This is a genomic window from Pseudomonas sp. ZY71 (assembly GCF_036542145.1).
In the GTDB taxonomy this organism is placed as follows: domain Bacteria; phylum Pseudomonadota; class Gammaproteobacteria; order Pseudomonadales; family Pseudomonadaceae; genus Aquipseudomonas; species Aquipseudomonas koreensis_A.
In genome coordinates, this window is record NZ_CP144274.1 from 3,268,773 (window position 1) to 3,294,573 (window position 25,801).

The 25,801-nt window shown below is 58.7% G+C and carries 19 protein-coding genes; 7 read left to right on the top strand and 12 right to left on the bottom strand.

Annotated features, from left to right (window positions below; all coding sequences use genetic code 11):
- Positions 1-27 precede the first annotated feature (27 nt).
- The gene (locus VY732_RS14490) at positions 28-1,326 is read right to left on the bottom strand and encodes an MFS transporter (RefSeq protein WP_331695783.1); all 1,299 of its coding nucleotides are present in this window, start codon (positions 1,324-1,326) and stop codon (positions 28-30) included.
- A gap of 388 nt (positions 1,327-1,714) precedes the next feature.
- On the opposite strand from VY732_RS14490, the gene VY732_RS14495 reads away from it, so the two are divergent.
- Positions 1,715-2,629 (top strand): hypothetical protein, encoded by a 915-nt coding sequence (locus VY732_RS14495; RefSeq protein WP_331695784.1) that lies wholly within the window; start codon positions 1,715-1,717, stop codon positions 2,627-2,629.
- Between the two features lie 20 nt (positions 2,630-2,649).
- Here VY732_RS14495 and VY732_RS14500 read toward each other — a convergent pair whose 3' ends face one another.
- The 5 genes from VY732_RS14500 to VY732_RS14520 form a co-directional block, all read right to left on the bottom strand.
- On the bottom strand, positions 2,650-3,609 hold the full coding sequence (locus VY732_RS14500) for an EamA family transporter (RefSeq protein ID WP_331695785.1): 960 nt from the start codon (positions 3,607-3,609) through the stop codon (positions 2,650-2,652).
- Between the two features lie 255 nt (positions 3,610-3,864).
- A complete protein-coding gene (locus VY732_RS14505; RefSeq protein WP_331695786.1) occupies positions 3,865-4,977 on the bottom strand; it encodes an alkene reductase in 1,113 nt (370 codons plus the stop codon).
- Positions 4,978-5,147: 170 nt separating this feature from the next.
- A complete protein-coding gene (locus VY732_RS14510; RefSeq protein ID WP_331695787.1) occupies positions 5,148-7,382 on the bottom strand; it encodes a xanthine dehydrogenase family protein molybdopterin-binding subunit in 2,235 nt (744 codons plus the stop codon).
- On the bottom strand, positions 7,379-7,852 hold the full coding sequence (locus VY732_RS14515) for a (2Fe-2S)-binding protein (protein WP_331695788.1): 474 nt from the start codon (positions 7,850-7,852) through the stop codon (positions 7,379-7,381). The genes VY732_RS14510 and VY732_RS14515 overlap by 4 nt, the downstream gene beginning before the upstream one ends.
- Positions 7,849-9,087 carry a c-type cytochrome gene (locus VY732_RS14520; protein WP_442968567.1) on the bottom strand — a complete coding sequence of 413 codons (1,239 nt, stop codon included), beginning with the start codon at positions 9,085-9,087 and terminating at the stop codon, positions 7,849-7,851. Before VY732_RS14520 ends, VY732_RS14515 begins: the two co-directional genes overlap by 4 nt.
- 337 nt (positions 9,088-9,424) lie before the next feature.
- On the opposite strand from VY732_RS14520, the gene VY732_RS14525 reads away from it, so the two are divergent.
- Both VY732_RS14525 and VY732_RS14530 read left to right on the top strand, forming a co-directional pair.
- Entirely contained in the window at positions 9,425-10,624 is a 1,200-nt protein-coding gene (locus VY732_RS14525) for an MFS transporter (protein ID WP_127927645.1), read from the top strand.
- Between the two features lie 94 nt (positions 10,625-10,718).
- Positions 10,719-11,642 (top strand): LysR family transcriptional regulator, encoded by a 924-nt coding sequence (locus VY732_RS14530; RefSeq protein ID WP_331695790.1) that lies wholly within the window; start codon positions 10,719-10,721, stop codon positions 11,640-11,642.
- 10 nt (positions 11,643-11,652) lie between these two features.
- Here VY732_RS14530 and VY732_RS14535 read toward each other — a convergent pair whose 3' ends face one another.
- The 4 genes from VY732_RS14535 to xylA form a co-directional block, all read right to left on the bottom strand.
- Complete coding sequence (locus VY732_RS14535; RefSeq protein ID WP_331695791.1) at positions 11,653-12,789, bottom strand: sugar ABC transporter permease; 1,137 nt, start codon at positions 12,787-12,789, stop codon at positions 11,653-11,655.
- Positions 12,790-14,346 (bottom strand): D-xylose ABC transporter ATP-binding protein, encoded by a 1,557-nt coding sequence (gene xylG, locus VY732_RS14540; RefSeq protein WP_331695792.1) that lies wholly within the window; start codon positions 14,344-14,346, stop codon positions 12,790-12,792. It abuts the gene before it with no gap.
- 153 nt (positions 14,347-14,499) lie between these two features.
- Complete coding sequence (xylF, locus tag VY732_RS14545; protein ID WP_122598279.1) at positions 14,500-15,501, bottom strand: D-xylose ABC transporter substrate-binding protein; 1,002 nt, start codon at positions 15,499-15,501, stop codon at positions 14,500-14,502.
- A 149-nt stretch (positions 15,502-15,650) separates the two neighbouring features.
- Positions 15,651-16,967 (bottom strand): xylose isomerase, encoded by a 1,317-nt coding sequence (xylA, locus tag VY732_RS14550; protein WP_331695793.1) that lies wholly within the window; start codon positions 16,965-16,967, stop codon positions 15,651-15,653.
- Positions 16,968-17,142: 175 nt separating this feature from the next.
- On the opposite strand from xylA, the gene VY732_RS14555 reads away from it, so the two are divergent.
- The 4 genes from VY732_RS14555 to VY732_RS14570 all read left to right on the top strand — a co-directional run bounded on the left by VY732_RS14555 (position 17,143) and on the right by VY732_RS14570 (position 22,097).
- Complete coding sequence (locus VY732_RS14555; RefSeq protein ID WP_331695794.1) at positions 17,143-18,330, top strand: XylR family transcriptional regulator; 1,188 nt, start codon at positions 17,143-17,145, stop codon at positions 18,328-18,330.
- Between the two features lie 172 nt (positions 18,331-18,502).
- A complete protein-coding gene (locus VY732_RS14560; protein ID WP_331695795.1) occupies positions 18,503-19,633 on the top strand; it encodes an alkene reductase in 1,131 nt (376 codons plus the stop codon).
- Between the two features lie 154 nt (positions 19,634-19,787).
- On the top strand, positions 19,788-20,801 hold the full coding sequence (locus tag VY732_RS14565; RefSeq protein ID WP_331695796.1) for a LysR family transcriptional regulator: 1,014 nt from the start codon (positions 19,788-19,790) through the stop codon (positions 20,799-20,801).
- A 186-nt stretch (positions 20,802-20,987) separates the two neighbouring features.
- Positions 20,988-22,097 (top strand): hypothetical protein, encoded by a 1,110-nt coding sequence (locus VY732_RS14570; RefSeq protein ID WP_331695797.1) that lies wholly within the window; start codon positions 20,988-20,990, stop codon positions 22,095-22,097.
- Between the two features lie 1,204 nt (positions 22,098-23,301).
- On the opposite strand, the gene VY732_RS14575 is transcribed toward VY732_RS14570, so the two are convergent.
- Both VY732_RS14575 and VY732_RS14580 read right to left on the bottom strand, forming a co-directional pair.
- Complete coding sequence (locus tag VY732_RS14575; RefSeq protein ID WP_331695798.1) at positions 23,302-24,219, bottom strand: hypothetical protein; 918 nt, start codon at positions 24,217-24,219, stop codon at positions 23,302-23,304.
- The gene (locus tag VY732_RS14580; RefSeq protein WP_331695799.1) at positions 24,220-25,701 is read right to left on the bottom strand and encodes an AAA family ATPase; all 1,482 of its coding nucleotides are present in this window, start codon (positions 25,699-25,701) and stop codon (positions 24,220-24,222) included.
- Positions 25,702-25,801: the final 100 nt, after the last annotated feature.

Consider the following 25,801-nt stretch of genomic DNA (forward strand, 5'->3'; position numbering starts at 1 on the left):
TGCGCTTGACGCAGACTGGCGCAACGCTTAGCGCGTCTCGCACTGAGGCGAAGGCTCACCGCTCAATGCATCGACCATCGGCGGATGCTCCTGCACCGCTTGACGCAAGTCTTCGGTCACCCGCAGCTCCGCACCTGTCGGCGAGAAGGTTGCTGCCGCTGCAAACGGCGCGGGATTGGCCGGAACCGGGCGTTTGCCACGGCGCCACAGGAAGAAGGTGACCATGCACAGATTGACCAGTGCAAACACCCAGAACAAACCATTGGCACCGAACGAATTCATCACCGGCGAGATCATCATCGGGCTGATCGCCGAGCCCAGAGAGTTGATCAGCAGCAGGCCCTGAATCATCGGCACCAACGCTTCGGCCGGGGCACGGTCGGCGGCGTGGCTGACGGCAACCGGGTACAGCGCAAACACACCGCCGCCGAGCAGAAACAACATCGCCGCGAGCATCGTCGTGGACAACGGCAGCAATACGATCAGCAGCGACAATACTGTGCACGCCACCGTCAGAATGGTCAGCACCTGCAAACGATCCTTGCGATCGGACCAGCGTCCGACCGGGTATTGCAGGAGCATCGCGCCGAGAATCGTCCAAGCCATCATGCTGCCGACTTCACCGACATTCAGACCGCTGCGTTGCAGATACAGCGGCAGCAAGGTGTAGATCGCCGCGATGGTCACACCCGAGCCGAAACAGCCGACCAGCCCGGTCGGCGTCACGCCCAGCAGTTGCCGAGGCTTGAGCGGCTCGACCTGATCGAGCAGTGGCGACACGCGCGGCAGAATCACGATCGGCAACACCGACAACGAGGCGAGCATACCGGCGACCATGAACGGTGCGCTGTCGCTCAACCCAGTGATCTTGCCCAACGTTGCCTGACCCAGCACACCGGCACCGTACAAAACGATCATGTACAACGCGAGCAAGCGCCCGCGAATCTTCGCGTCGCCCGCCAGCAGCAGCCAGCTTTCGATCACCAGAAACACGCCGACCGTGGCCCAGCCATTGATCAGGCGCAGGGCGAACCAGCCCCAGGTGTCATAGAACAATCCCTGCAGCAGAATGGTCACGGCGATCAGCGAGGCAAAGCTGCCGTAGGCGCGGATATGACCGATGCGCAAAATCAGGCGGTCATTGAATACGGCGCCCAGGGTCAGGCCGATGAAGTAGGCCGATGAAACGATACCGATCATCGTCGCCGAAGCGCCGGCGGCGTCCAGTCGAAGGGTGGTCAGCGATGACAGAAAACCGTTGCCCAGCGCAACAATGAACAGCCCGAGCAGGGGCGCCAGCGCCATGGCCAGCAAACGCGGAGACATAAAAACCTCTGGAGATCGAACAGCGCAACGTGCGCCTCTGCGCATGCGATTGCCAAGCCGAAAAAATGTGTGGTGCGAATGCCTGCCGAACGGGCAGGGCGGTTGAGTCGGCCACTCGTCAACGAGGTGTGGCCAGCCATTCAGGTACGCGTTTTTGTGACAGTGATGCAGGCAGCCACCGATGGGGGCCGCAAGAGAGCGCGGGATTCTAAGGCTTGTGCAGGATTTGCCAAGAGCTGTTTGCTGCGACGTTAGGACGCAGGTGTTGCCATTTATGCTTGTCCTGAGCGGACGGAGAAAAAACAGCTTTTTGCCATCACCCAAGTGCTAAATTGCCTCGTGTACGGTAAGTGTTGCGCAATCACGCAAGTTTCTGGAGATCAACAGCATGGAAGCCACCCCGATAGGCCGAACAGCCGCAACACGTTACCTCGCAGCATTTGGTCTATCGCTGCTGTTCAACCCTTCAACCCCGGCCTTCGCCTTCAACCCCGACCTGCATTCGGCCTATGCACTGAGAGCAGCGCAGGCGTATCAACGCTGCCCGGGGGTGAAGTTGCCCGAGCAGTTGGCCGAGGCTTTGGCGGCAGGCACTGACGCTGAGGATTCAAACCTGCTGACGCTCCCTCAGCGCGCTACCAATTGGCACTTCTACAACCGCAACAAAAAGCTTGAGCCATTCTGGTTCGCCAATCGCAGCCTGGATGTGATTTTTTCCAAACGTATTGAAAAGCTGAACGCGCTGCTGGCGGAACCTGATGCCGATCCCGTTGCGGTATACGAGCAAGCGGGAAGGGTCTTGCATTACATACAGGACATGAGTGTACCCGGCCATGTAGTCCCGGCTTACCACGCCAAGTTGCCGGGCAATGATCCCGATCCGTTTGATGAGTTCGAGAGTATTGAAGCGCTGCCAGTGTTCGGTTTGTCTGAAGCGCAGTGTCAGGCGCTTCGTGATGAGGCGAGTAAAGCCGACGCCACCCCTCAAGGTTTTCTGGACGCCGCCGCCACAGCCACCTTGCAGGCGATAGAACAGATAGACGCAGCCGGCAAACCTGTCGTCGACGGTGCATGGCAAGCGTATTGGGTGTATCCCGCCCGAGATACTGATGAGGCTCGCAAAGGCTGGGGCCAATACGCTAGCTGCGAATTTACAAAGGGCGATGTCAACGCAGGGTGCAAGCGTGAAGAAGAGCTTGTGGCGTTGTTTGAGCAGCAATCTCGACAGGCTCAGACAAATTCGGTGTTGATGCTTTTTTATGTGCAAAAGAAGCTGGCCGAAGCAGGCCAAACTCGACCGTGAGAACCGCTGGCGAGAACCCTTCACGCACTGACTTTAACCTCAGCCTTAACCACTGATTTACGATATGTCAGCAAAACGATGCCCGTGACCACAATCACCCCGCCGAGAATCTGTCCGTTGCTGAGCATCTGATCCAGCACAATCCAGCCCATCAGCAGCGTTGCCAATGGCTCGATGTTCATGACCGGCGCATTGCGCGGCATGTCGAGGCGAGGTACCGAAATGAACAGGACGATAAAACCTGTGCCGTACAGCACCACCAAAGTGGCGAGGGCCAGCCATCCGGTCGAGGTGGCGGGCAGGTTCAGTCCGCCTGGGAGGGCGCCCGTCAGCCCCGCCAGGTTGACGCTGCTGAACACGATGAAAATGGTCAGCAGACTGCGCACCGAGCCACGTACCTGAGACAACTTGTGGTCGGTGATCCACAGCGCGCAGGCGAACACGCTGGCGGCGCAGAACGCGAGCGCGACGCCCGTCAGCCATTGCGCACTGACGTCTGTCGTGGTCGAGAGGCGCCCGGGGACATCCAGCACAAACACCAGACCCAATAGAATCAAACCCATCAATATCGCGGTGCGCGCGCTCGGTCGCGGGCCACCCAGCGCCCAGGTGAGCAATGCCAGCAGAATAGGGAACACGTTCGCCACCAGCAGGGCCAGCGCCACCGGCACCCGCGCGACAGCAGAGTAAAGGCACAGACTCTGCGCAGTGATCAGCAACCCCAGCAACAGTTGCCAACGCCAGGCGCCCGCCGGCAAACGCAGGCTTTGTCTTTGCCACAGCACCAGGATGGCGAGCACCAGCAAGGTCCCGCCGGAACGCATCAAAATCGCCAGCAACACTCCCGCACCATCATCAAATGCGACTCGCGCCGCCACATGATTGCCGGCAAACGCACAGCCCATGCACAACAGAATGATCACAGCCAGATAACGAGGGTAGGGCGGCGGTACGGTTTGCGTAGCGGTAGGGCGAGGCATGGCAGATCTCACGATTGTTAGCCGTTCGAACGACTTGGTTTTTATTAGTTGTCGTACAACCAACCCGTTTTATCGCATTCGGCGACGTCGGGCAATAGACCTGAAAGCGCACAGCTACTCATATTCTCGGCGTTAAGGTGGATTTTTACCTATTTGATTAAGCGTAGAGATCGTATGACTTAATAGGGCAGGGGCGTATCGGCCCCTGCTTCCAGGGATTTACACATTCATGACAGGCGGGTGGTCTGCTTCTGCTCAAGCATGAAATGGATAATCGATATACCCACGCTGATCCCCGCCGAAAAAGCTGCCTGGGTCTGGCACGTTGAGTGTCAGGCCATCATGCAGCCGACGCGGCAAGTCCGGGTTGGCCAGGAACGGGCGGCCAAACGCGATGATGTCGGCACGATCGGCAATCAGTGCCTGTTCGGCAGATTGCGCATCGTAGCCGCCCGCCAGAATCAGCACGCCGTTCCACGTCTTGCGCAACTGGGCAATGATCGCGTCCCAGCGCGGGTCGAAGTTCTCGTCTTTAACTGTGCCGACCATCGCCGGCTCGACCAGGTGCAGGTAGGCCAGACTCCATTGGTTGAGCGCTTCGACGAGGTGGCCGAAGGTCGCCTCCGGGGTGTCATCGCCCATGCCCATGAAACGCCCCATCGGCGTCAGGCGTACGCCCACTCGTTCGGCGCCGACTTCTTCAGCCACGGCCGCAACCACTTCCAGCAAAAACCGTGCGCGATTCTCCACGCTGCCACCATAGGCATCGTCACGCTGGTTGCTGTTGCTGTTAAGAAACTGATCGAGCAGGTAACCGTTGCCGGCATGGATTTCCACGCCGTCCATGCCCGCCTGCAATGCGTTGCGCGCGGCCACGCGGTAGTCCTCGACGATGCCGGCGATTTCCGCGGTTTCCAGCGCGCGCGGCACCGGCACATCACCCCAGACACCGTTACCGTTTTCGTCGACGATAAACGTCTTGCCCGGCACCGGCAGCGCGCTGGGCGCAACGGGCAGGCCGGCATCGGGTTGAAAGCTGGGGTGGGACACCCGGCCAACATGCCACAGCTGCATAAAGATCACGCCGCCGGCCTCATGCACCGCCGCGCTGACGTCACGCCACGCCCGGACGTGCTCTGGGCTGTAGATGCCCGGCGTCCAGGCGTAACCCTGAGCCTGCCGGGAGATTTGTGTGGCCTCGGTGATGATCAGCGCGGCACTGGCCCGCTGGCGGTAGTACTCGGCGTTCATCGGCGTCGGTACATCGCCAGGTTGGCCGGCGCGTGAGCGCGTCAACGGCGCCATCGCTACGCGATGGGCGAGGGTGTAAGGACCGAGTGCGAGGGGTTGGAACAGACGACGGGTCATGGGTAGCTCCAGATTTCAATAGAAGGAATTCAAGCGCGGCAGCGGGGCCGCGAACCAGTGCCGCTAACTTAACCGCGCTCAGCGGGGCTGATAATCGGTGACCGGCGCTACGCTGTTTTGCGCAGGGCGCAACGACGCCCGTGCTCATCAGCGATGAACACGGGCGTGGCTCAGGCGGGCGGGTTGGAACGGGTCAGCGGCAGGTTCAGCCAGCGCCGGCCGGTGGCGTTGGCGACGGCGTTGCCAAGGGCGGCGGCCATCGGCCCCTGAACGATTTCAGCGGCACCGAGGAAGGGTTGTCCCGGCTGGTCGAGCAAATGCACATCGACTTGTTTCGGCAGTTGGGTGAAACGCAGAATCGGATAACCGCCCCAGTCGTAGCTGCGAATGCCCCCTGCGTCGTAGGCGACTTTTTCATACAGGGTCCAGCTCGCGGACTGCACGATGCCGCCCTCGACCTGATTGCGCAGGCCGTCGGGGCTAACGATCTGGCCGACATCCACCGCCGTCACCACGTGGTCGATGCGGATCTCGCCGGTCTGCGGATGCACGCGCAGTTTCACCGCGATGGCGCAGTAACCCATGATGTTTTTATAGCGAGCAAAGGCGAAACCGATACCCGCGCCGGGCTCGCTGCTTTTTTGCGGCCAACCGATCTCATCACGCACACGTTCTACCACCGCGCGAGCACGCGGGTCGCTGAGATGGGCCAGACGCAAGGCGACCGCGTCGATGCCGGCCCTGATCGCCAGCTCGTCGATACTCGCCTCGATGGCGAAGATATTGATGTGCGCACCCAGCGAACGCATGGCCGAGGTGCGAAAGGGCATTTCGGTGACGAAGGTCATGTTGATGCGCGTCGAGTTGAGGTCGTACAGCGGCACCGCATTGCGATCACCATCGCCTTCGGGCTGGGCGATCGGCACGGAGGGCGCCGAGGCGAAAGGCCGCGCGAGCAAGCGTGCCGGCAGCAGACGCCCGGCGTTGACGATGCGTTCGTTGTGCGGTGTGGTCCAGAGTTCGTAGGCCCAATCCTGCAAACGGCCGTGGCTGAGACCAGCGTCAACTTCGGTGACCATCGCCGAGCTGTATGGCTCCCAAAGATTTTCCTGTTCGCGCATCCATTGCACGCGCACCGGCGTACCGGGCACGCGCAGGGCAATCAATGCCGCATCGGCGGCGGCATCATCGGCACCGTTGTGGCCGTAACACCCTGAGCCTTCGGTATGAATACAGCGCACCCGATCAGGCGGCAGGCCGAGCATTTCGGCAATGCCGGCGCGCAGCGGGTAAACGCCCTGGGTGTGGGTCCAGACGGTGAGCGTGCCGTCCTTGAACCAGGCCACTGCGCAAGACGGGCCGATCGAGCCATGCATCAGGTATTGCTTGGTGACCCGCGCCTGAAAACGCGTGTCAGCCACGCCGCTCGGCGTGCCGCTGTGGCTGATCGGATAGCGCCGTGAGGGCAGGCGTTTGAGCAGGTCATGAATCTCGCTAGCCTCGGGAATCGCCTCGCCGCCGCTCCATTGCGTCACCTCGCTGGCACGGCGCATGGCTTTGATCGCTTGCCACTCATCACCGGCGACCACCGCCAGATAGTTGCCGTCGCGGATCACCTTGACCACGCCAGCCAGCGCTTCGATGGACGCCGCGTCGAATGCTTGCAACGTGCAGCCCGGACGAGGCGGGCGGATCACCCGCGCATGCAGCATCCCCGGCAGGCGCATGTCCTGGACGAATGCCGCGCCACCGCTGACCTTCGCCGGGATGTCGAGGCGCGGCAACGAATGGCCGATCAGTTTGAAATCAGCGGCAGCCGTCGCCGGTGACTGAGCCTTGGCATATTGATGCACATCGACATGCTTGACCGCGTCGGCATAACTCATCCGTTGAGCGGCCGGGCCCTCGATCACAGCGTTGCGGGTGCTCAGCAGCGCTGCATCAACCTGCCAACTGCGCGCGGCGGCATCGACGAGCATTTCGCGTACCTGTGCGGCGGCGTTGTACAACGCGGTGCTGCTGTCGAAAATGCTGTGACTGCCGGCGGTGTAGCCTTCATTGGGCGTCAGCGCGGTGTCGGCGGTGAGCAGGTTGATAGCGGTTGCCGGCACCTGCAAACGTTCGGCAGCAATTTGCAGCAGCGCGGTTTTCACCCCGGTGCCCAATTCGACCTTGCCGGTGTAGACGGTAATGCCGTCGGCGCCGATGCGGATCCAGGCGTCGAGAAACGGGTTGGTGCGCAGGCTGCCAGGCAGGTCGGGCGCGAGGACCACGGTGCCGAGCGTATCGACTTCCGTATCCGCCAACACACGTCGCGCGACCGGCATCAGGGTGAACGCCATCAGCAACGCACCACCGCGCAGAAAGGCGCGTCGACTCGGATTCAGTTCATTCGACTCGCTCATGTCAGGCTCCCGTTGTGCCCGGCCACCTGTTTGATCGCCTCGATGATCCGCAAGTGCGTACCGCAGCGGCATAGATTGCCGGCCATGTGCTCGCGAATGGTCGCCTCATCCGGGTTGCGATTACGCTCAAGCAACGCCTGCGCGCGCATCAGCATGCCGGCGATGCAGTAGCCGCATTGCGCGGCCTGTTTCTCGATGAACGCGGCTTGCAGAGGGCCGGGTTTTTCCGCGCTGCCGAGGCTTTCCACGGTGCGGATTTTTTTGCCTTCGAGGCCGGCGCAAGGTGTCAGGCAGGCGAACACCGGTTGATCGTCGACGATCACCGTGCAGGCTCCGCACTGACCGAGACCGCAGCCGTATTTGGCGCCGTTGAGGTTCAAGTGATTGCGCAGCGCATACAGCAGCGGCATGTCCGGCTCCAGCTCAAGCGGTTGCGCGGCTCCGTTGACGTTGAGGGTGATCTGGCTCATTTCGTCTCCTGACGTAACGCTTCAATAGTGGAAGAGAGGTCGGCCCACGGCTGATCGGGGCTGGCTTGCTGACGCAGATACGCGGCCAGTGCAGCGAGTTGCGCGTTGTCGAAGCTGGCGGCAAACGCCGGCATCAGTGGGCCGGGCAATCCGGCTGTCGCGGGCAAGCCTTCAAGCACGGTTTTGAGGAAGTTGCGCGAGCTGGCCGCTTGCAGCGCCGAGGTGTTTTGCAACGCCGGGCGACCATCGATGGTGCGCATCGGCGCCGCCGGGCCATGGCAGCCGGCGCAGGCACTGCTGAAGAGCAGGGCGCCGGTCGAGTGGTCTGCCGCTTCATTGGCAGGCGTCTTCGCCGTCGTCTCTGTCACCGAATGCGGGTTTTCCAGGCTGAGCAAATACTCCGCAATCGCCTCGGCTTCACTGGCGGGCAAGCGGGCCAGACTCAAGCTGACCGGCCGCATCGGGCCGGCGGGCGTGCCGTGGCCATCGACGATCTCGGCGCGCAGATAGCCCACCAGTTGCTCGCGACTCCACGGGTTGCTGCGTTGGCCCATACCGACCAGCATCGGCGCTTGCCAGCCGTCGACGCTGCCGCCCTGTAGATATTCCGAAGATTTTTCCGCGCCAATCAGGTTCAGCGGCGAATGGCAGCCGGCGCAGTGCCCCGGGCCGTCGACCAGATAACGCCCGCGATCCCACGCTTCGCTGCGCTGTGCCAGCGGCGTCAATGGCTCACCGTGCAGGAACAGCAGGTTCCAGAACGCCACCAACGGACGAATGTTCATCGGAAAGTTCATCTGGTTCTGCTCGGCCGGCGCGTGTACGGCAGGGCCGCTCATCAAGTAGGCATAAGCGTCGGCGATGTCTGCTGCGCTCATGCGCCGGTAGTGCACGTAGGGGAACGCCGGATAAAGGAAGTGACCATCGCGAGCGATGCCCTGACGCATCGCCCGCTCGAAGGCCGGCAGTGACCATTGGCCGATACCAGTCTCTACATCCGGGGTGATGTTGGTGCTGTACAGCGTGCCGAACGGCGTTACCAGCGGCAGCCCGCCGGCCAGATATTCACCACCGGGGCGGGTATGACAGACCGCACAATCGCCGGCCTCGACCACCCGCGCCCCGCGTTGCAACTGCGCAGTATCGAACAGCGTCGGGCGCTCGATCGGTCTAATTGCCGGGCGCCACATCAGCAATATGGCGCCGATCAGGCCGAGCACGGCGACGACGGCCACGCTGATCCATAGCGTTCTGGACTTCAGGAGGTGGCGGTTCATGAGACGGAGAAAAACGCGGCAGGCAATGGCAGAACGGATGGGATACGGGTCATGACAACGCTCCTTGTGACAGCCGGAAAAGGGCGTCGATGGGGACTACGACGCCAGTGGCGAAAGCGTAGAGAAACCGTCCTCACGGGAGAATCACCCGCGCACGCAACAGCGCGTTGCGCGAGAAGCAACGCTTGCGCCGTTGCGCCGGACGCATCAGTGCATTGCCCGCCGCGTGGATTCTGCGCATCGCCACAGGGCCGTAGCCTTGGCAGCACTTTCCTGAACTCAATGAGGTGTCATCATGCTCACGGGCAATCCGGCCGTTGCGGCGAATGCCGAACAGCCAACTTCACTTTCCGGCCTGATGGTCGCGTTCCTGGCATTCTGCTGTGGCGCGGTCGTGGCCAATCTTTATTACGCGCAGCCGATCGTCGAACTGATTGCACCGCAGATCGGTCTGTCCAGCGCCAATGCCAGCCTGATCGTTTCGCTGACGCAGTTTGGTTACGCGCTGGGCCTGTTGCTGCTGGTGCCGCTGGCCGATCTGATGGAAAACCGCCGGCTTGTGGTCGGTTTCACCCTGGCGGCGAGCGTCACGCTGTTGTGCGCCGGGCTGACCCATTCACCGTCGATGTTCCTGGTGTTGTCTTTATTGATCGGTCTGACCTCGGTCGCCGTGCAGATTCTGGTGCCGTTGGCGGCACACCTGGCGCCCGAGGCCAGTCGTGGCCGCGTCGTCGGCAATATCATGAGCGGCCTGCTGCTGGGCATTCTGTTGTCGCGGCCACTGTCGAGCCTGTTGGTTGAAGTGTTCGGTTGGCGCGGGGTGTTTTACAGCGCGGCGGCCCTGATGGCCGTCATCGCGCTGATTACCGCCGTAGCACTGCCGCGTCGGCTGCCGACACATAAAGCCACCTATGCTGCGCTGATCGGTTCGGTGTTTGCCTTGGCCCGACGCTATCCGCTGTTGCGTCAGCGCTCGCTGTATCAGGGTTTGCTGTTTGCCAGTTTCAGTCTGTTCTGGACCCTCGCGCCGATTGAACTGATGCGTCACCACGGCTTCACTCAGGCCCACGTGGCGATCTTCGCGCTGGTCGGTGCGGTGGGTGCGATTGCGGCGCCTATTGCCGGGCGTCTGGCGGATGCCGGGCATGGTCGGCGCGGCACGCTGGTCGCATTGTTGCTGGCGCCGGTTTCGCTGTTGATCGCCGCGCTCCCGGGCAGCGGCTATGTCTGGCTGGTGGTGTGCGCGGTGCTGCTGGATTTCGCCGTGCAATTGAACATGGTGCTCGGCCAGCGTGAGGTCTACGCCCTTGATCCCCACAGCCGTGCGCGCCTGAACGCGGTGTACATGACCAGCATTTTCGTCGGCGGCGCCGTAGGCTCGCTGGTCGCCAGTCCGCTGTACGAGCATTTCGGCTGGAACCTGTCCGCCGTCGCGGTGGCGCTGCTGCCAGCGCTGGCGCTCGGGTTGTTCCTGAGCCGCAAGGCCGATGTCTGAACAGCCAACAGGTGCGGGCGAGCACGGCGGCACAAGACGAAGGGCGAACAGTGATGCACAATCATCCGCGTTCCCTTTCGACCGGACCCCGCTTATGGACAAGTTGCTGGCACTGAAGATGTTTGTGGAAACCGTGCGCTGCGGGGGCTATTCCTCGGCAGCGCGCAAACTCGGGATTTCAACGTCGTCAGTGACACGGCAAGTGGCGGGGCTGGAACACGAGCTGGGCGCGAGCCTGCTCAATCGCACCACGCGCAACACCAGCGTGACCGTTGCCGGCCAGACCTATTTTGAAAAAGCCGTGGCGATTCTCGACGCGATCGACGAGGCCGATGCCGTTGTCGCCGATCGTGGCGCCGAAGCGCAGGGCCGTCTGCGCATCAGTGTGCCGGTGGAGTTCGGCCGACGCCTGATCGCGCCGCACCTGAGCCGCTTGCTTGAGCGGCATCCGGGTCTGGAGATCAGTCTGTCGCTGAGCGATCAGGTCAGCGACCTGCTCAGCGAGCAGATCGATGTTTCGGTGCGACTGGGGTCGTCGGTGGTCAGTGAAGACATCGTCAGCAAACGCGTGGGGCAGTTTGAACGCTGGGTGGTAGCCAGTCCGGCGTATCTGGCGCGTAGCGCGGCGCTCTGTCATCCACGGGATTTGCTTGAGCACCAATGCCTGCGTTTCGATTACGGCGGCACACACCAGCACTGGACCTTTCAGAATGAAGACGCGCCCATTCAGCTCAATGTCCACGGGCGCCTGCAAAGTAATAACGCCGACATCCTGCGCGAAGCCGCTATCGGCGGCGGCGGGGTAACGCTGCTGGCCGACTGGCTGGTGCGCGACGACGTGGTAGCCGGCCGGTTGACCCGATTGCTTGAGCACTACGAGGTCAATCCCGGCAGTGCCAGCACCTGCATCAACGCCTTGTATTTACCCAATCACCGAGGCTCCAGCCGGATCAATGTGTTTATCGATTTCCTGATGGAAATTCTCAGCCCGGCGCCCGCGACCACGCCCGCAGCGTGATGCTTGCGGCTCAACGTCGCCCGGTCCGCGTACTCACATCCACCCAAACCGCCAACACCAGAATGCTGCCCTTGACGATCATCTGCCAATAGCTGTCGACGTCGAGCATCGACATGCCGTTGTCCAGGCTGGTGATGACCAGCGCGCCGAGGAGGGCGCCGTACACCGTGCCGGAACCGCCGCGCATGGAAGTACCGCCGATAAAGCACGCGGCGATGGCGTCGAGTTCGCCCATGCTCCCGGCTGAAGGCGAACCGGCGGCCAGGCGCGCGGTGTTGACCACGCCGGCGAGGGCGCACATCACGCCCATGATCCCGAAAATCCACAGCTTCACCGCCTGCACATTGATCCCGGACAGGCGCGTCGCTTCCATGTTGCTGCCCACGGCATAGACGCGACGACCGAACACGGTTTGACTGGTGACGTAGCTGAACACGCCCAGCAAAATCAGCAGCAACAGGACCGGCACTGGAATGCCGTCGTAGCTGTTGAGCGTCTGCACGAAGCCGGCGAGTACGGCGCCGATCACCAACACGCGGATGACGTCACGCACTAATGAATGCGCCGCGAGGCCGTGCAGGGCGCGATTGCGCCGTTGTTTCCAGGTCAGGAACACGGTCAGCGCAAACAGCAGAACGCCGAGGCCAGTGCCGATCGCGTGGGGCAAGTAACCCTGGCCAATGTAAACCAGCTCCGGCGACACCGGTGCGATGGTCGTGCCGCCGGTAATCCCCAGCAGTATCCCGCGAAAAGCCAGCATGCCGCCCAGACCGACGATGAAGGAGGGTATGCGCAGGTAAGCCGTCATGTAGCCGTTGGCGAGGCCGATGATCAGGCCGCACAAGGCGACCAGACTCAGATTCGCCAACAGCGGAATGTGATAGACCACATCAAGAATCGCCGCGAGGCCACCGAGCAGGCCGAGCAATGAACCGACCGATAAATCGATCTCGCCGCTGATGATCACCAGCACCATGCCGCAGGCAAGAATCCCGGTAATGGACATTTGGCGCAGCAGATTGGAGAGGTTGCGCGGGGTCAGGAATCCACCCTCGGTCTGCCAACTGAAGAACAGCCAGATCAGCACCACGGCAAACACCAGCGCGAGCATTTTGTAGCGGGTGAACAGTTGTTTGACCTGATTCATTTACGCGGATTTCCGATCATTATTGTTATGTCTGCCAGACTGGCTGAGTGCGGCGGCGAGCACCTGCTCTTGTGTCAGATCATGGTTGATGAAGTCGCCGCGCAACTGGCCTTCGCCGATTACCAGCACCCGGTCGGAAACGCCGAGCACTTCGGCCAGCTCCGACGAGACCATGATGATCGACACGCCGGCGGCGGCCAGCGCGCCCATCAACTTGTAGATTTCGTATTTGGCGCCGACGTCCACGCCTCGGGTCGGCTCGTCGAGAATCAGCACCCGGGGTTTGGCCAGCAGCATCTTCGCCAGCACGGCTTTTTGTTGATTGCCACCCGACAGGCTGGTGATCGGCAGGAAAGGGCTGGCGGTCTTGAGGTGCAGGCGTGAGATTTCCTTATCGATGCTGCCCAGTTCGGCTTCGGCATCGATGCGGGTCAGTTTCGAGTAGTTGTCGAGCACGGCGAGGGTGATGTTCTGGCCGACGCCCAGATCCGGAATGATGCCCTGGCGCTTGCGGTCTTCCGGCACCAGGCACAGGCCGGCACGGATTGATTTGAGCGGCGTGCGCGTGTCGATGGCTTGCCCGTCGAGCCAGACTTCGCCCTCATAGCGGCCGGGGTAAGCGCCGAACAGCGCGGTCACCAGTTCGGTACGGCCGGCGCCGACCAGCCCTGCGATGCCGAGGATTTCGCCGCGTTTGAGCACGAAGGAAATGTCGTCGACCCGTTTGCGCTTGGGGTTGTCGACGTCGTAGCAGGTGATGTGACGGGCCTCGAAAATCACCTCGCCAATGTCGTGTGGTTCGGTGGGATAGAGGTTGCTCATTTCTCGCCCGACCATCTGCGTGATGATCTGCGCAATGTCCATGTCGGCCATGGCGGTGGTGGCGATGTGTTTGCCATCGCGGATCACCGAAATGGTGTCGCACACGGCGGCCACTTCATCGAGTTTGTGTGAGATGTAGACGCAGGCAACGCCCTTGGCTTTGAGGTCGCGGATGATGTCCAGCAACACCTCGATTTCCGATCGGCTCAAGGCCGATGAAGGCTCGTCGAGGATCAGCAGACGGGCCTTTTTATTGAGGGCCTTGGCGATTTCTACCAGTTGCTGATAGCCGCCGCCGTACTGCGAAACCGGCAGCGATACGTTCATGTCGGGGACTTTCAGTTCGCGCATCAGCGCTTCGGCGCGATGGATCATCGCCGGGTAATTCATGCGTCCGCCGGGCAGCGTCAGTTCGTGGCCCATGAAAATGTTTTCGGCCACCGACAGATCGGGCACCAGCGTCAGCTCCTGGTGAATGATGACGATACCGGCGGCTTCCGTTTCACTGATCGATTGCGCCCTGAGCGGTTGTCCGTCCCAGAGGATTTCACCGTCCCAGGTGCCGTGCGGGTAGACCGCCGAGAGGATCTTCATCAGCGTCGACTTGCCGGCGCCATTCTCGCCGCACAGGCCAACGCACTCGCCGGGTCTGACCTTGATGTCGATGCCGTTGAGCGCTTTGACACCGCCGAAGGTTTTGACGATGCCGTTCATTTGCAGCAGATAGTCGGACATGGACAGGGCTCGTATATCAAAGACTCACACACCACGAAACCTGTGGGAGCGAGCCTGCTCGCGAAAGCGTCAGTTCAGACAATGCTTCGTTGACTGACACAGCGCATTCGCGAGCAGGCTCGCTCCCACAAGGGGTTTTCGCATTACCGGAGATTACTTCCCAGCAATTTGCGCCTTGGTGTAAAAGCCGTCCTGTTCGAGCAGGTCGATGTTGTCCTTGGTCAGCGGGGTGGGCGTGAGCAGGATGGTGTCGACCTTTTTGCTGCCGTTGTCGTACTGCGAGCTGAAGGCGGGTTTTTCGTTGCGCGCCAGTTGCACCGAGAGCTTGGCGGCTTCGCTGGCGATGAGTTTCAGCGGTTTGTACACGGTCATGGTTTGCGTGCCGGCGATCACACGTTTGACTGCAGCAAGGTCAGCGTCCTGCCCGGAAATCGGCACTTTGCCGGCCAGTTGCTGCGCCGCCAGTGCCTGAATCGCGCCGCCGGCCGTGGCGTCGTTGGAGGCGACGATGCCGTCGATTTTGTTGTCGTTGCGGGTCAGGGCGTTTTCAACAATGCTCAGCGCTTCGGTCGGGTTCCATTCCTTCACCCACTGCTGGCCGACGATCTTGATATCACCCTTGTCGATGGCTGGCTGCAGCACTTTCATCTGGCCTTCACGCAGGATCTTGGCGTTGTTATCGGTGGGCGCACCACCGAGCAGGAAGTAATTGCCCTTGGGCGCGGCATTCAGCACGCCGCTGGCCTGCATCTCGCCGACTTTTTCGTTATCGAAGGAAATATAGGCGTCGACATCGGCGTTGAGGATCAGCCGATCATAGGAGACGACCTTGATCCCGGCTTTCTTCGCTTCGGCCACCGCGTTGGTCAGCACCGTGGCATTGAACGGCACGATGACGATGACATCGACGCCTCGGGAGATGAGGTTTTCGATCTGGGAAATCTGCTTCTGCTCGTTGGCATCCGCCGATTGCACGAAGACCTTGGCGTCCATTTTTTCTGCCGCCGCGACGAAGTAATCACGGTCACGCGACCAGCGTTCCAGACGCAGGTCATCAATGGAAAAACCGATTTTCGGGTGGGCAGCGTCAGCCAGCACCGGCAGAGACAGCAAGGCCAGAGCAGTGGCCAACAGCGTGCGTTTTACGTTCTTCATGGTGGGGCGTCCTTTTATTGTTTTTGGAAAGACACGGCCTGACGATGAGTATCGGGCTGGTAAAACTGTAGAGAATCCGCAGACGCCGCAGGCACAGATTTGTCGTAGAAATGTCACCGCGTCGATGCGCCCGCAGACTCCCTGTGTGATCAGCGATAGATAAAGCGGTTGACGATGTTCTCGAGCATTTCCTGGCGGCCGCTGACGGCTTGCGGGTTCAACTCGTTGGTGAACGCGTGCTCGGCCAACGACTCAAGGTTGAAGTCACCGGCCATCACCGCCTGCCCGAGCGGCTGCTGCCAACCGGCGTAGCGTTGATCCTTGAGCCGTTGCAGTTCGTCGTTCTGCACCATGGCTGCTGCGCGTTCCAGGGACAGGGCGAGAACGTCCATAGCGCCGACATGGCCATGGAACAGATCGATCTGATCAAGGCTTTGCCGGCGAACCTTGGAGTCGAAATTGAATCCGCCATTCTTGAATCCGCCGGCCTTGAGAATTTCATAGGTGGCCAGGGTCATTTCTTCGACGCTGTTGGGGAATTGATCGGTGTCCCAGCCGTTTTGCGGATCACCGCGGTTGGCGTCGATGCTGCCGAAAATCCCCAGCGAGACGGCCGTGGCAATCTCGTGATGGAAGCTGTGCCCAGCCAGTGTCGCGTGGTTGGCCTCGATGTTGACCTTGATTTCGTGCTCCAGTCCGAACTGCTGGAGAAAGCCGAATACGGTGGCGCTGTCGTAATCGTATTGGTGCTTGGTCGGTTCCTGCGGTTTGGGTTCGATCAGCAGATCACCGGTGAAGCCGATCTTGTGTTTGTGCTCGACCACCATGCGCATAAAGCGGCCGAGCTGTTCGCGTTCACGCTTCAAGTCCGTGTTGAGCAGGGTTTCGTAGCCTTCGCGACCGCCCCACAACACGTAGTTGGCGCCTTTCAGGCGATGGGTCGCGTTCATCGCGCTGAACACCTGAGCAGCGGCGCAGGCGAACACTTCCGGATCGGGGTTGCTCGCGGCGCCGGCAGCGAAACGCGGGTTGCTGAAGCAATTGGCGGTGCCCCACAGCAGCTTGATGCCGCTGGCTTCCTGGTGTTGCTCGAGGTGATCAACCATTTGCGCGAAGTGGTTGCGGTATTCCTTCAGAGAGCTGCCTTCCGGGGCGACATCGGTGTCATGGAAGCAGTAATAGTCGATACCCAGTTTGGAGAAGAATTCGAAAGCGGCTGCGGCTTTGCCGATCGCCAGTTCCATCGGGTCGCCGGCGTGTTGCCATGGGCGCTTGAACGTCCCCGCACCGAACACATCGGAGCCCGGCCAAACGAACGTGTGCCAGTAACAGGCGGCCATGCGCAGGTGTTCGCGCATGGGTTTGCCGAGGATGAGTTTGTTGGCGTCGTAGTGACGAAAGAAGAGGGGAGAATCGCTGTCTGGACCTTCGTAGCGAATCGCATCGACATCGGGGAAATACTGCATGGACCTTGTCCTTGTTGTTCTTGGCGGTGTCTCGATACTAGCAACGGCCCCGACCCTGCTGATTATGAAAAACATCAACACAGGGTGCGATTTTGCGTATTGAGCTTCTTCGGCCAGGCGCCTAGTCTGTGCCAATCGCCTCTGTGACAAGGGGCCCGGGACAAGCATAAAAACAATGAAAACCGTACCGCCTGTTCACCGCATCGCCCTGTTGTTCAACGGCAGCAAGATCTACGACCGTGGCATCATCAGTGGCATCGGCAACTACCTCAGCAGCACTCGTGCTTCCTGGGACCTGTTTCTCGAAGAGGATTTTCTCTGTCGCTTGAAAGGCATCGAGCGCTGGCAGGGCGACGGCATCATTGCCGATTTCGACGATCCGCTGATTGGCGAGGCGCTGGCCGATATCCAGATGCCGGTGGTAGCAGTAGGGGGCTCGTACGAGGATAAGCGCGCCTATCCGAAAGCGATTCCCTACGTCGCCACCGATAACAACGCGCTGATGACACTGGCTTACACGCATTTGATAGAGGCAGGACTGCAACGTTTTGCCTGCTTCAGCCTGCCGGAAGCGCAGGCCAATCGTTGGGCTCAGGAGCGCGAAAAAGCCTTTCCCAAACTGATGAAACGCGACGGCCTGCACGGCGAAATCTATCGCGGCATGGGCACCAGCGCACCGCTGTGGGACAGCGCCGTCGAACAACTGATCGCCTGGCTGCACAGCCTGCCCAAACCCATCGGCATCATCGCCGTCAGTGACGCCCGCGCCCGGCAACTGCTGCAAGCCTGCCTGACTGCCGGCATCGCCGTACCGGAGCAAGTGGCCTTGATCGGCATCGACAACGACCCGCTGACCCGCAGCCTGACCCGCGTGCCGCTGAGCTCGGTCATTCAGGGCACAGAAACCATGGGCCGTACCGCCGCGCAATTACTCCATCAGATGCTCCATGGCATGCCGTCCACCGGTACACAAATCCTGATTCCTCCCGATGCGGTCAACGTGCAGGTGTCGAGCTTGCACCAGCCTTTGGGCAATCCCTACGTCATGCAAGCGCTGCTGTTCATCCGTCAATACGCTTGCCAGGGCATCAAAACGGCGCAGGTGGCGGCGTATGTCGGTGTGTCGCGTTCATCACTCGAAGCGCATTTCCGCGCCGAGCGAGGCTGCAGCGTGCATGACGAGATCCTGCGTTTCAAACTAGCAGCGGCGACCAAGGGCCTGACAAGTACCGACTCGGTGATTGCCGACGTTGCGCGCAGTTGTGGGTTTAAATCTGCGCAGTATCTGCATACGGTTTTCCGCCGGGAGTTGGGCTGTACGCCTCGGGAGTATCAGCAAGGTTCGCCAAAAGCGCGTTGCTAAAAAAGCAATAGTCATTTGCGATTCCGGCGGATTGTTGCCGTCAATATCAAAAGTTAGCATCAATCCATTGCTGCAACTCATCAGGCCTTTGGCGCGAGTTCGAGACAGTCCACATCGTTAGCCTGTCACTGCGCTGATCGTCGTCTCAGTTGATCAACCTTGGAAAATTCTGATGTCGAAACTCTTCGAAGCATTTCGCCTGGGCGACACTACGCTCAAAAACCGCATCGTCATGGCGCCGCTGACCCGTTCGCGTGCACCCAATGATGCCGCCGATGAGCGCGTGGCGTTGTATTACGCGCAACGGGCTACCGCAGGCTTGATCGTCAGCGAGGGCACGCCGATTTCCCGTGAAGGACAGGGCTATCTGTTCAATCCCGGCATCTTTAATGCCGAGCAGATCGCTGGATGGCGTCTGACCACCGACTCGGTGCATGCCGTGGGCGGCAAGATGTTTGCGCAGATCTGGCACGTCGGCCGCGTTTCGCATCCGTCGATCCAGGACGGTGGAAAACTGCCGGTGAGCGCTACCTCGAAGCAAGCCGTCGGCGCGACAGCGTTCGGTTACGACGCCGACGGCAAGCCGGCACTGGTAGCGCCGCCGGCGCCCCGTCAACTGGAAACGGCTGAGGTTTCGCGGATCGTCGGTGAGTTCGCACAGGCTGCGCAAAACGCGATTGAGGCGGGTTTCGATGGCGTGGAAATTCACGGTGCCAATGGCTATTTGTTCGAGCAGTTCATGAATCCGCTGGTCAATGATCGAACCGATCAGTACTCGGCCGATCGACTGGAAAATCGTCTGCGCTTCACCCTGGAAGTGATCGATGCTGTAGTCGCGCGGATTGGCGCGGGTCGGGTGGGCATTCGTATTTCGCCGTACGGTCAGTTGTTCGATATGCCGCTGTACGAGCAAATCGATGAAACCTACACCGCGCTGGCTGCAGAGATTGGTGCGCGGCAACTGGCCTACGTTCATGTGATGGATCAGTCCGGTTTTCCTGCTCCGGGTACTGAGGGCGGTGGCGGCGGGCCGAAGGCAACCTTCCTTGAGTTGCTGTCGACCTTCAAGTCGAAATTGCCGGCCACAGCGCTGATTCTGGCGGGCGGCATGTCGCGCCAGCGTGCGGACGATCTGATCAATGACGGCATCATCGACCTCGCCGCGTTCGGTACCGCTTACATCAGCAACCCTGATCTGGTGGCGCGGCTGCAGCACAACTGGCCTCTGACCGACGCCAAGCGCGAAACCTTTTACGGCGGCGGGGCCGAGGGTTATGTCGATTACCCGCCCTATAAAGGCTAAGTAGCCGCTGAAGCACTGGCAGCCTTCACCGTTATTCGGGGCGGCTGCTTTTTCATGTCGGCTGCAAACAGGCCTGCAAGGATGTTGCGAGAGGACAAGCAGGCGAAGTTCTGTTTTAGTGCAAACCAACTGTCCCTGATGATCGGAATTCCTCATGCACCTCAAAGCGCACCGGTACTTCGCCATGGTTGCCGTGACTGGCAGTTTCTCGGCGACGGCTCGGCACTTCCAAGTGCCGGCATCCTCCGTTTCGCGCTTCATCGCGGCGCTCGAGCGAGAGGTGGGGCAGCAGCTTCTTTATCGAAACACCCGCGCAGTGAAACTGACGGATGCAGGCGAGCGTTATTACCAGCAGATCCGCGAAGTGCTGGAATTGCTCGATGCGGCTGATGAGGAAATAACCGGCAAGGGTGGCGAGGTGCGTGGACTTGTACGGATCAACGCGCCGGTCGCGTTCGGCAGTCTGCACATCGTCAAACTGTTGAACGGTCTGTATGACAAGTATCCCGAACTGACGGTCGAGTTGACGGTCACCGATGCCTTTATCGACCCGGTTCAGGAGGGCGCTGACATCATCTTCCGGGTCGGGCACCTGGGCGACTCTGGCTTGATCGGCCGGAAAATCTGCGATCAGCAATACGTTCTGTGCGCCAGTGCGGACTACATAACGAAGCATGGCCAACCCGCGTCGCCGGCGGATCTGCAGAATCATGCCTGCCTGGTCTACAAGGGAACCGGCGGGGCGCAGCGCTGGTATTTCAGAAAGCCTGGCAGCGACAAACCCGAGATCATCGACGTCCATGGTCCGCTCAGAAGTAACAATGGGCAGGTGCTGGTGGAGGCTGCGCTGGCGGGCAGGGGGATCGTGTTTTTTCCGTCCTGGCTCTTTAGTCGCGAGAGCTTCATAAGCCAGCAGCTCATTCGGCTGTTACCTGATTGGCAGGGATCGGTGGAGCAAACGCCGAGCCAGATCCATCTGCTTTCCCCGGAGAATCGCCTGCGGTCTCAGAAGGTCCGTGTGGTGTGGGACTACTTCATCAAAGCGATCGGCGCGCCTCCCTATTGGGATGATCTCGGTGATCCTCGAACTGACGGTGAGCCTCAGATGCCGTCCCGAGGTAAGGCAAAAGTGGCTGGGCTCGTCTCGACTGCGTATCGTCTGAAATAATCTTGAGCCGTGGTGAACCCCTTCGAAGAACTTACGAAAGGCATGGCCAAACTGCTGACTTGAACCGGGCTTTCATGGCATAAAGCTACTGCATTCAGGGAGGAATGATTTTCGCCAGGCTGCGCTGGGCGACACCACTCTCTGCCACGGAACACAGATCTGACTGTGCACTAAAAAGGAAGCCTCATGCTGATCACCTCCGCAACGCCACAAGAGCTTGTAGACTGGTTCCACACAAGGCAAGAAAACCAGCGAATCATGTGTGTCATGCTGGCTCCAGAATTGGAAGATCAGCAGAAGCTGAAGGATTTGACTCTCCGCTTTGCAGCGGCAGACGCTTGGCTCGGCAGCGAAGTAGCCTTCATCTTGCTCGATCCCAATGGAGATTCAGCTGTGGGGCTTGACCGTGGCATGGGGGAGGTCGGGGCGTTTTCAGGCACTGCTTTTCCATTGCGAGACACCACGGGCTTTCGAGATCTGACAGATGACTGGGCAAACCACCGAGATCACGTAGCGCGGACCTCAGCACGAGGGCTGGCAAGGTTCGTCCCTGAGTTCATGGAGATTTTCAAGGTAGGCCCCGAGGATCTGCCTTGCCTAAGCTTGGTCGTGCATGGAGTGGACGAATCCATTGTCCTTTCCCTAGGAAAGGACTGGACTGTAGAAGAACTCAAGGAAGTTCTAGTGAGGATCCGCAAGATTGTGGATGGCGCCCCGAATTTCAAGGAGCAAATCTCAGCTATGGCAGCCCATCTGCCTAAACCCTTGGAACGACTCCAAGATCTCGTCGCCAGCATTGGTGCAAAAGCAGGCCAGATATCCAAAATCTTGGATCAGGTGCTTCGTCGGCACAATGGGAACGAAGAAGATCATCGGATGGTAGCGTCTTACGTGGGTCAAGGCTGTCAGGGGCGCGTTATCCTTGAAAGCCTACTTGCGCGGTTCTCTTTCAAAGATTCTGAAAAGTTTCTCAGAGACGAGCAGGTCGCACGCCTGCTCAAACTGGCAACGGAGCTAGATAGCCTTCGGGCTCCGATCATTGAGCTTCAGCGTGGTGAGCTCTTTATCCCATCAGTGACGGAACTGGCACAGCATTGGGTTGAAAGCCGCGACAAGCTGTTCGAAGGTCTGCAAGGTCTTTTGCCAGCTAAGCAAGTCGCCACTACCCGAATCAACCGAAGCCAGCTGACTCGCCTCAAGTCAGTCCTGGAATTTGTGAATACCTCGGGAGATGTCGTGGACAAGGCGGTTGGGGCGTATGACTGGATCGCTAAGCTGATGGGGAAGGGAGGCTAGCCTGAATACCATGACTGGTTTTGCTTAGGTAACGCTTACCGGTATGTCTTGAGCGCGTAGGGGCTGACTTGGTAGCGCCGCAGCCCCGAACGCCAGCTATCGAGTACCGGGAAGCAGACTGAGATACCCGCTACTTGTCATATTTGGAAGGCAATGGCCAGTCGTAATTGACGTCAATCATGCCCAGGTTCTGCAACTCGAAATTGGCATAGCTAGTTCCGTTCGACGTAGGGAGTTTTGGCTGTCCGTACACAAATACGAATCCGGTACGCGTCGTTCTTTCTGGTGCGATCAATGTAGGCCCATGCAGGTTTTGGAAGGGATTCTCGTTGCTCGTTGCTCGTTGCTCGTTGCTCGTTGCTCGTTGTTGGTGGTGTTGGAGCATGATGCGGTGAAATCGAAGTATTCACGCCCATGCGTAATAAACCAGCACCGATGGTGTTAGGAGCTCAGGCCCGGGCCACTGTCCGAGAGTGTTTATCTGATAATCGGGCGTCATTAGGGGGCTAAGGTCTTGCCCGCGAAGTTTTGGAGCGTCTTTTGGGAATATCGGCTACAGCCCGGTGTGGTCACCCAAGTATCGACTCAACGATCGGGCACAACACTTTGTAGTCATGCTCCTGACACTGCCAGGACGCTTAGCGTAATACATGATTTAACCTATGGGCTATGTCAGATGTTGATGATGCATTTAACTATCTGACAAATAAAGACTTAATCAGAGCTAGGTTATTCGCGAGTTCATGAATAGTTGTTCACGAGTAACGCATCAACCGGAAAGAATTTTTCTGATTTACCGCGTCGCGTTGCTAAACGGGACTATCTAGCGCTGAACGGACAACTGATTGAGCGTGGGGAACGGATCCAAGCCAGGACGCAGACGTAACGGTAGCTCGCCGCAAAGGTCGAGAAAGTAGGGTCGGTAATACGACACGAGGAGGGCAAGCAGTACAAGATGGACGAGAGGTTCCCTGATCCGTCTGCGGGCCAGGCGGCTGTGCTTACACGACCGCTCAAGAAAATCACCGAGCGTGGCCTTTGTCAGGGCCGGCCTATTTTGAAGGCTCGCAATAGCCCCAACAGGCCTGTACCCGCGAAATAGGCGCCGCGGTCTAGAGTCGCGCTTTTGACGGATAGGGCGGATCAGCGCCCCGCCCGCTCCGATAAAGCCCCCTATAGGCAGTGTCTGCTAGGGAGTGGGCGGTCAATTCAAACGGTTTATCAGATCATGGATGTCCGCGAACAGCTTGCCCAGCGGGCGACTACGGTAGGTCTTGCGGTCAAAGCGTGTAAGCGTTTTCTCATCCGTCGTCATCAGGTTTATCTGCAAATTTAACCTCAAGTTCTCCCAGTCCAGCTTGGATTTCGCGTACTCCACGGCCATGGTTGATGACTGCTTATAACGTTCGGCCATCACAAACGTTTCGAGAGATCTGCGGGTCGCGGCACAGCCGGGTGTCGTTGTGTCAACACTGATGGTAACGCTTTCAGGGTCGCTCCCAAGAATGTCAAGCAGGTACGCATTGGCGAAAGGATGGTGTAGTCCAAACTCGATTTTTTCGTCATCGTATAGGGGGTGCAAATGAGGGTTCAGGTAGAAATCTGAAACCGCCTTCAAATTGGTGTTACAGGGCGTACAAGAGGGAACCAAGTTGCTCAGCGTCAAGGCCAAATGTGGATATTCATTCTTGTAGTAAAAATGGTCTAGCGGTGGTCGGTATGCTTTCTTGGTTTTTTCGTCAACGACCGTGATGATATCCACTTGATGACAATAAGGGCAGACTTTTATCTTGGATTTCTGACAGAGTTTGTAAGCATCCCAACCATCTTTTTTTTCGGTAAACGTCTTGTAGTTGAAAATACTTTGCAGGTTGGCGATGAATTGGACCTGAAAACTACCGGCACGTTTTTTATAATCAAGAAAAATATCGATACTGCTGATCAGATCGGCCTGTTGAGTGGAGAGCAGTAACGACTCCACTTCAACAAGAAAACTATAGGTGAGCGTGGGTGGGCCGCATCTTTTGGACAGCTTTTTCTTGTGCCTGTCGATAATCGCCTGTAAAAAAACATCATGCTGAGCTCTGGCATCACTCCAGTTGTCCGAAATGGAGATGATCATTTACTCATTCACCCCTTGTGCCATCAGCCTTTTTAGCTCGTCTTGAATCAACGGATTGTCAATGCATTCCATGATCGCGCGGTCTCGTTCGCTGAACCTGCCTTGCTTCAGGTTTTCGATCAGTTCATTGATGCGCTGCGAGGCAAACTCTCCGATGGTCCTGGCATGGAATGAACGATTGAGTAGCGCGTGAAGTGTCGCAGCGAATGCCAGTGGTGGCGCACCAGAACCACCTAGCTCATCCAGTTGGCAAATGAACTGTTTCGGGACGTCCGTAGCCAGGATAGGGGAGTGGGTGGTCATGATGACCTGCAGGGCCTCGAGCCCCAGGGCTTGTTTTTCATCTGCGAGGAACTGGTTGAGTTGCTGAATGTAGATGCGTTGCCATTCCAAGTGGAGAAAAGCATCACCTTCGTCGATGAGGACCAGTACGTTCCTTCTGACTTTTGATACCTTTACCAAGGCGGTGGATAACCTACAGAACTGTGAAATCAATGCCGCTTGTCCAGAACTCATGCCTTCTAGATTTGCGGTAAAATATTGAGTGTAATTAGCGTGACTGTAGCCCCCGAAATACTCATCCAAGTGCATTTCTAGAAAAAAATCCGGCTTGGAATTCAATCTTGTTTTACGCCGTTTGTTTTTGTCAAAATAATCCGAACGGGCGAGGAGGCTTGCTACTCGCTCCACGCCTTCTAGCCTCCGCCGATGACTGTTATTTTGCATGAAAGGCGAATCCACCTTTAAAGGCACCCCAAGGTAGGTACTGCAAATACTCACAATGGTGTTGCGAGCGCTTTCTTTTGTTATAATTTTTTGTATTACGAGCAGCGCGGCATAAGTAAGGGTAGTATCGCTGGTATGAAGCAACCTATCTATGAGCTCACTTCGACACGTTGAGTACAGCTGAGAGCGCATGCGGAAAATTTCACTGTCGAAGGCCGAATCATTTTTGATTTCCCTAAGCTGGTCAAAATCAGTGTGATCGGGGAATATTTCACTGATCAAATCTTCTTGGAAGAGGAAACCAATAACGTCGTTAATCACGGAGTTGGTGTTAAGCTGCGCCTGAAGCTTTAGATATGGCCTGAAACCGAATCGTTCAATCAAAGGCACATGCTTGGCGATTTCCCGTACATCCAGTTGCGAAACTCTACGAGGGGATGCGTCAACAAAGTTGTCTGCCTTGCCAAACACCGGCGCATAGGGAATTAATGAGTAGTAAATGACACCCCAGTCTTCAAAGGCGGTTAATTTACTCAACGTTTCCCTGTTTTGCAGCTCTACCTCCAACCCGCAACTTATCTGCTGATTAAAGCGCCCACAAAAAAAATCCACGATTCGCTTCAGCAGCATGCTCTTGCCCGATCCATTCGGGCCAATCAACAACGAGAGCGAGCAGACATCGAAGATGTTTGGAGCAGAGCCACCTTCTCTCATTTGGATGGCTTTGGACTCGGCTTTGATCTTTGAAATAAGCATTGAATGATCCATTTGATCAGTTTTCCATTACCCCGCGACAGGGTGCATTTGCAACAGGGCTTATCAGCCTAGATGTGGGTGAAACACCGAGTGAATGCGG

Coding starts and splice junctions, on each gene's coding strand:
- VY732_RS14570 (WP_331695797.1), top strand. CDS start 20,988: ATGCTGATCACCTCCGCAACGCCACAAGAGCTTGTAGACTGGTTCCAC.
- VY732_RS14490 (WP_331695783.1), bottom strand. CDS start 1,326: ATGTCTCCGCGTTTGCTGGCCATGGCGCTGGCGCCCCTGCTCGGGCTG.
- VY732_RS14575 (WP_331695798.1), bottom strand. CDS start 24,219: ATGATCATCTCCATTTCGGACAACTGGAGTGATGCCAGAGCTCAGCAT.
- VY732_RS14510 (WP_331695787.1), bottom strand. CDS start 7,382: ATGAGCGAGTCGAATGAACTGAATCCGAGTCGACGCGCCTTTCTGCGC.
- VY732_RS14555 (WP_331695794.1), top strand. CDS start 17,143: ATGAAAACCGTACCGCCTGTTCACCGCATCGCCCTGTTGTTCAACGGC.
- VY732_RS14535 (WP_331695791.1), bottom strand. CDS start 12,789: ATGAATCAGGTCAAACAACTGTTCACCCGCTACAAAATGCTCGCGCTG.
- VY732_RS14565 (WP_331695796.1), top strand. CDS start 19,788: ATGCACCTCAAAGCGCACCGGTACTTCGCCATGGTTGCCGTGACTGGC.
- xylA (WP_331695793.1), bottom strand. CDS start 16,967: ATGCAGTATTTCCCCGATGTCGATGCGATTCGCTACGAAGGTCCAGAC.
- VY732_RS14505 (WP_331695786.1), bottom strand. CDS start 4,977: ATGACCCGTCGTCTGTTCCAACCCCTCGCACTCGGTCCTTACACCCTC.
- VY732_RS14530 (WP_331695790.1), top strand. CDS start 10,719: ATGGACAAGTTGCTGGCACTGAAGATGTTTGTGGAAACCGTGCGCTGC.
- xylG (WP_331695792.1), bottom strand. CDS start 14,346: ATGTCCGACTATCTGCTGCAAATGAACGGCATCGTCAAAACCTTCGGC.
- xylF (WP_122598279.1), bottom strand. CDS start 15,501: ATGAAGAACGTAAAACGCACGCTGTTGGCCACTGCTCTGGCCTTGCTG.
- VY732_RS14515 (WP_331695788.1), bottom strand. CDS start 7,852: ATGAGCCAGATCACCCTCAACGTCAACGGAGCCGCGCAACCGCTTGAG.
- VY732_RS14495 (WP_331695784.1), top strand. CDS start 1,715: ATGGAAGCCACCCCGATAGGCCGAACAGCCGCAACACGTTACCTCGCA.
- VY732_RS14560 (WP_331695795.1), top strand. CDS start 18,503: ATGTCGAAACTCTTCGAAGCATTTCGCCTGGGCGACACTACGCTCAAA.
- VY732_RS14525 (WP_127927645.1), top strand. CDS start 9,425: ATGCTCACGGGCAATCCGGCCGTTGCGGCGAATGCCGAACAGCCAACT.
- VY732_RS14580 (WP_331695799.1), bottom strand. CDS start 25,701: ATGCTTATTTCAAAGATCAAAGCCGAGTCCAAAGCCATCCAAATGAGA.
- VY732_RS14500 (WP_331695785.1), bottom strand. CDS start 3,609: ATGCCTCGCCCTACCGCTACGCAAACCGTACCGCCGCCCTACCCTCGT.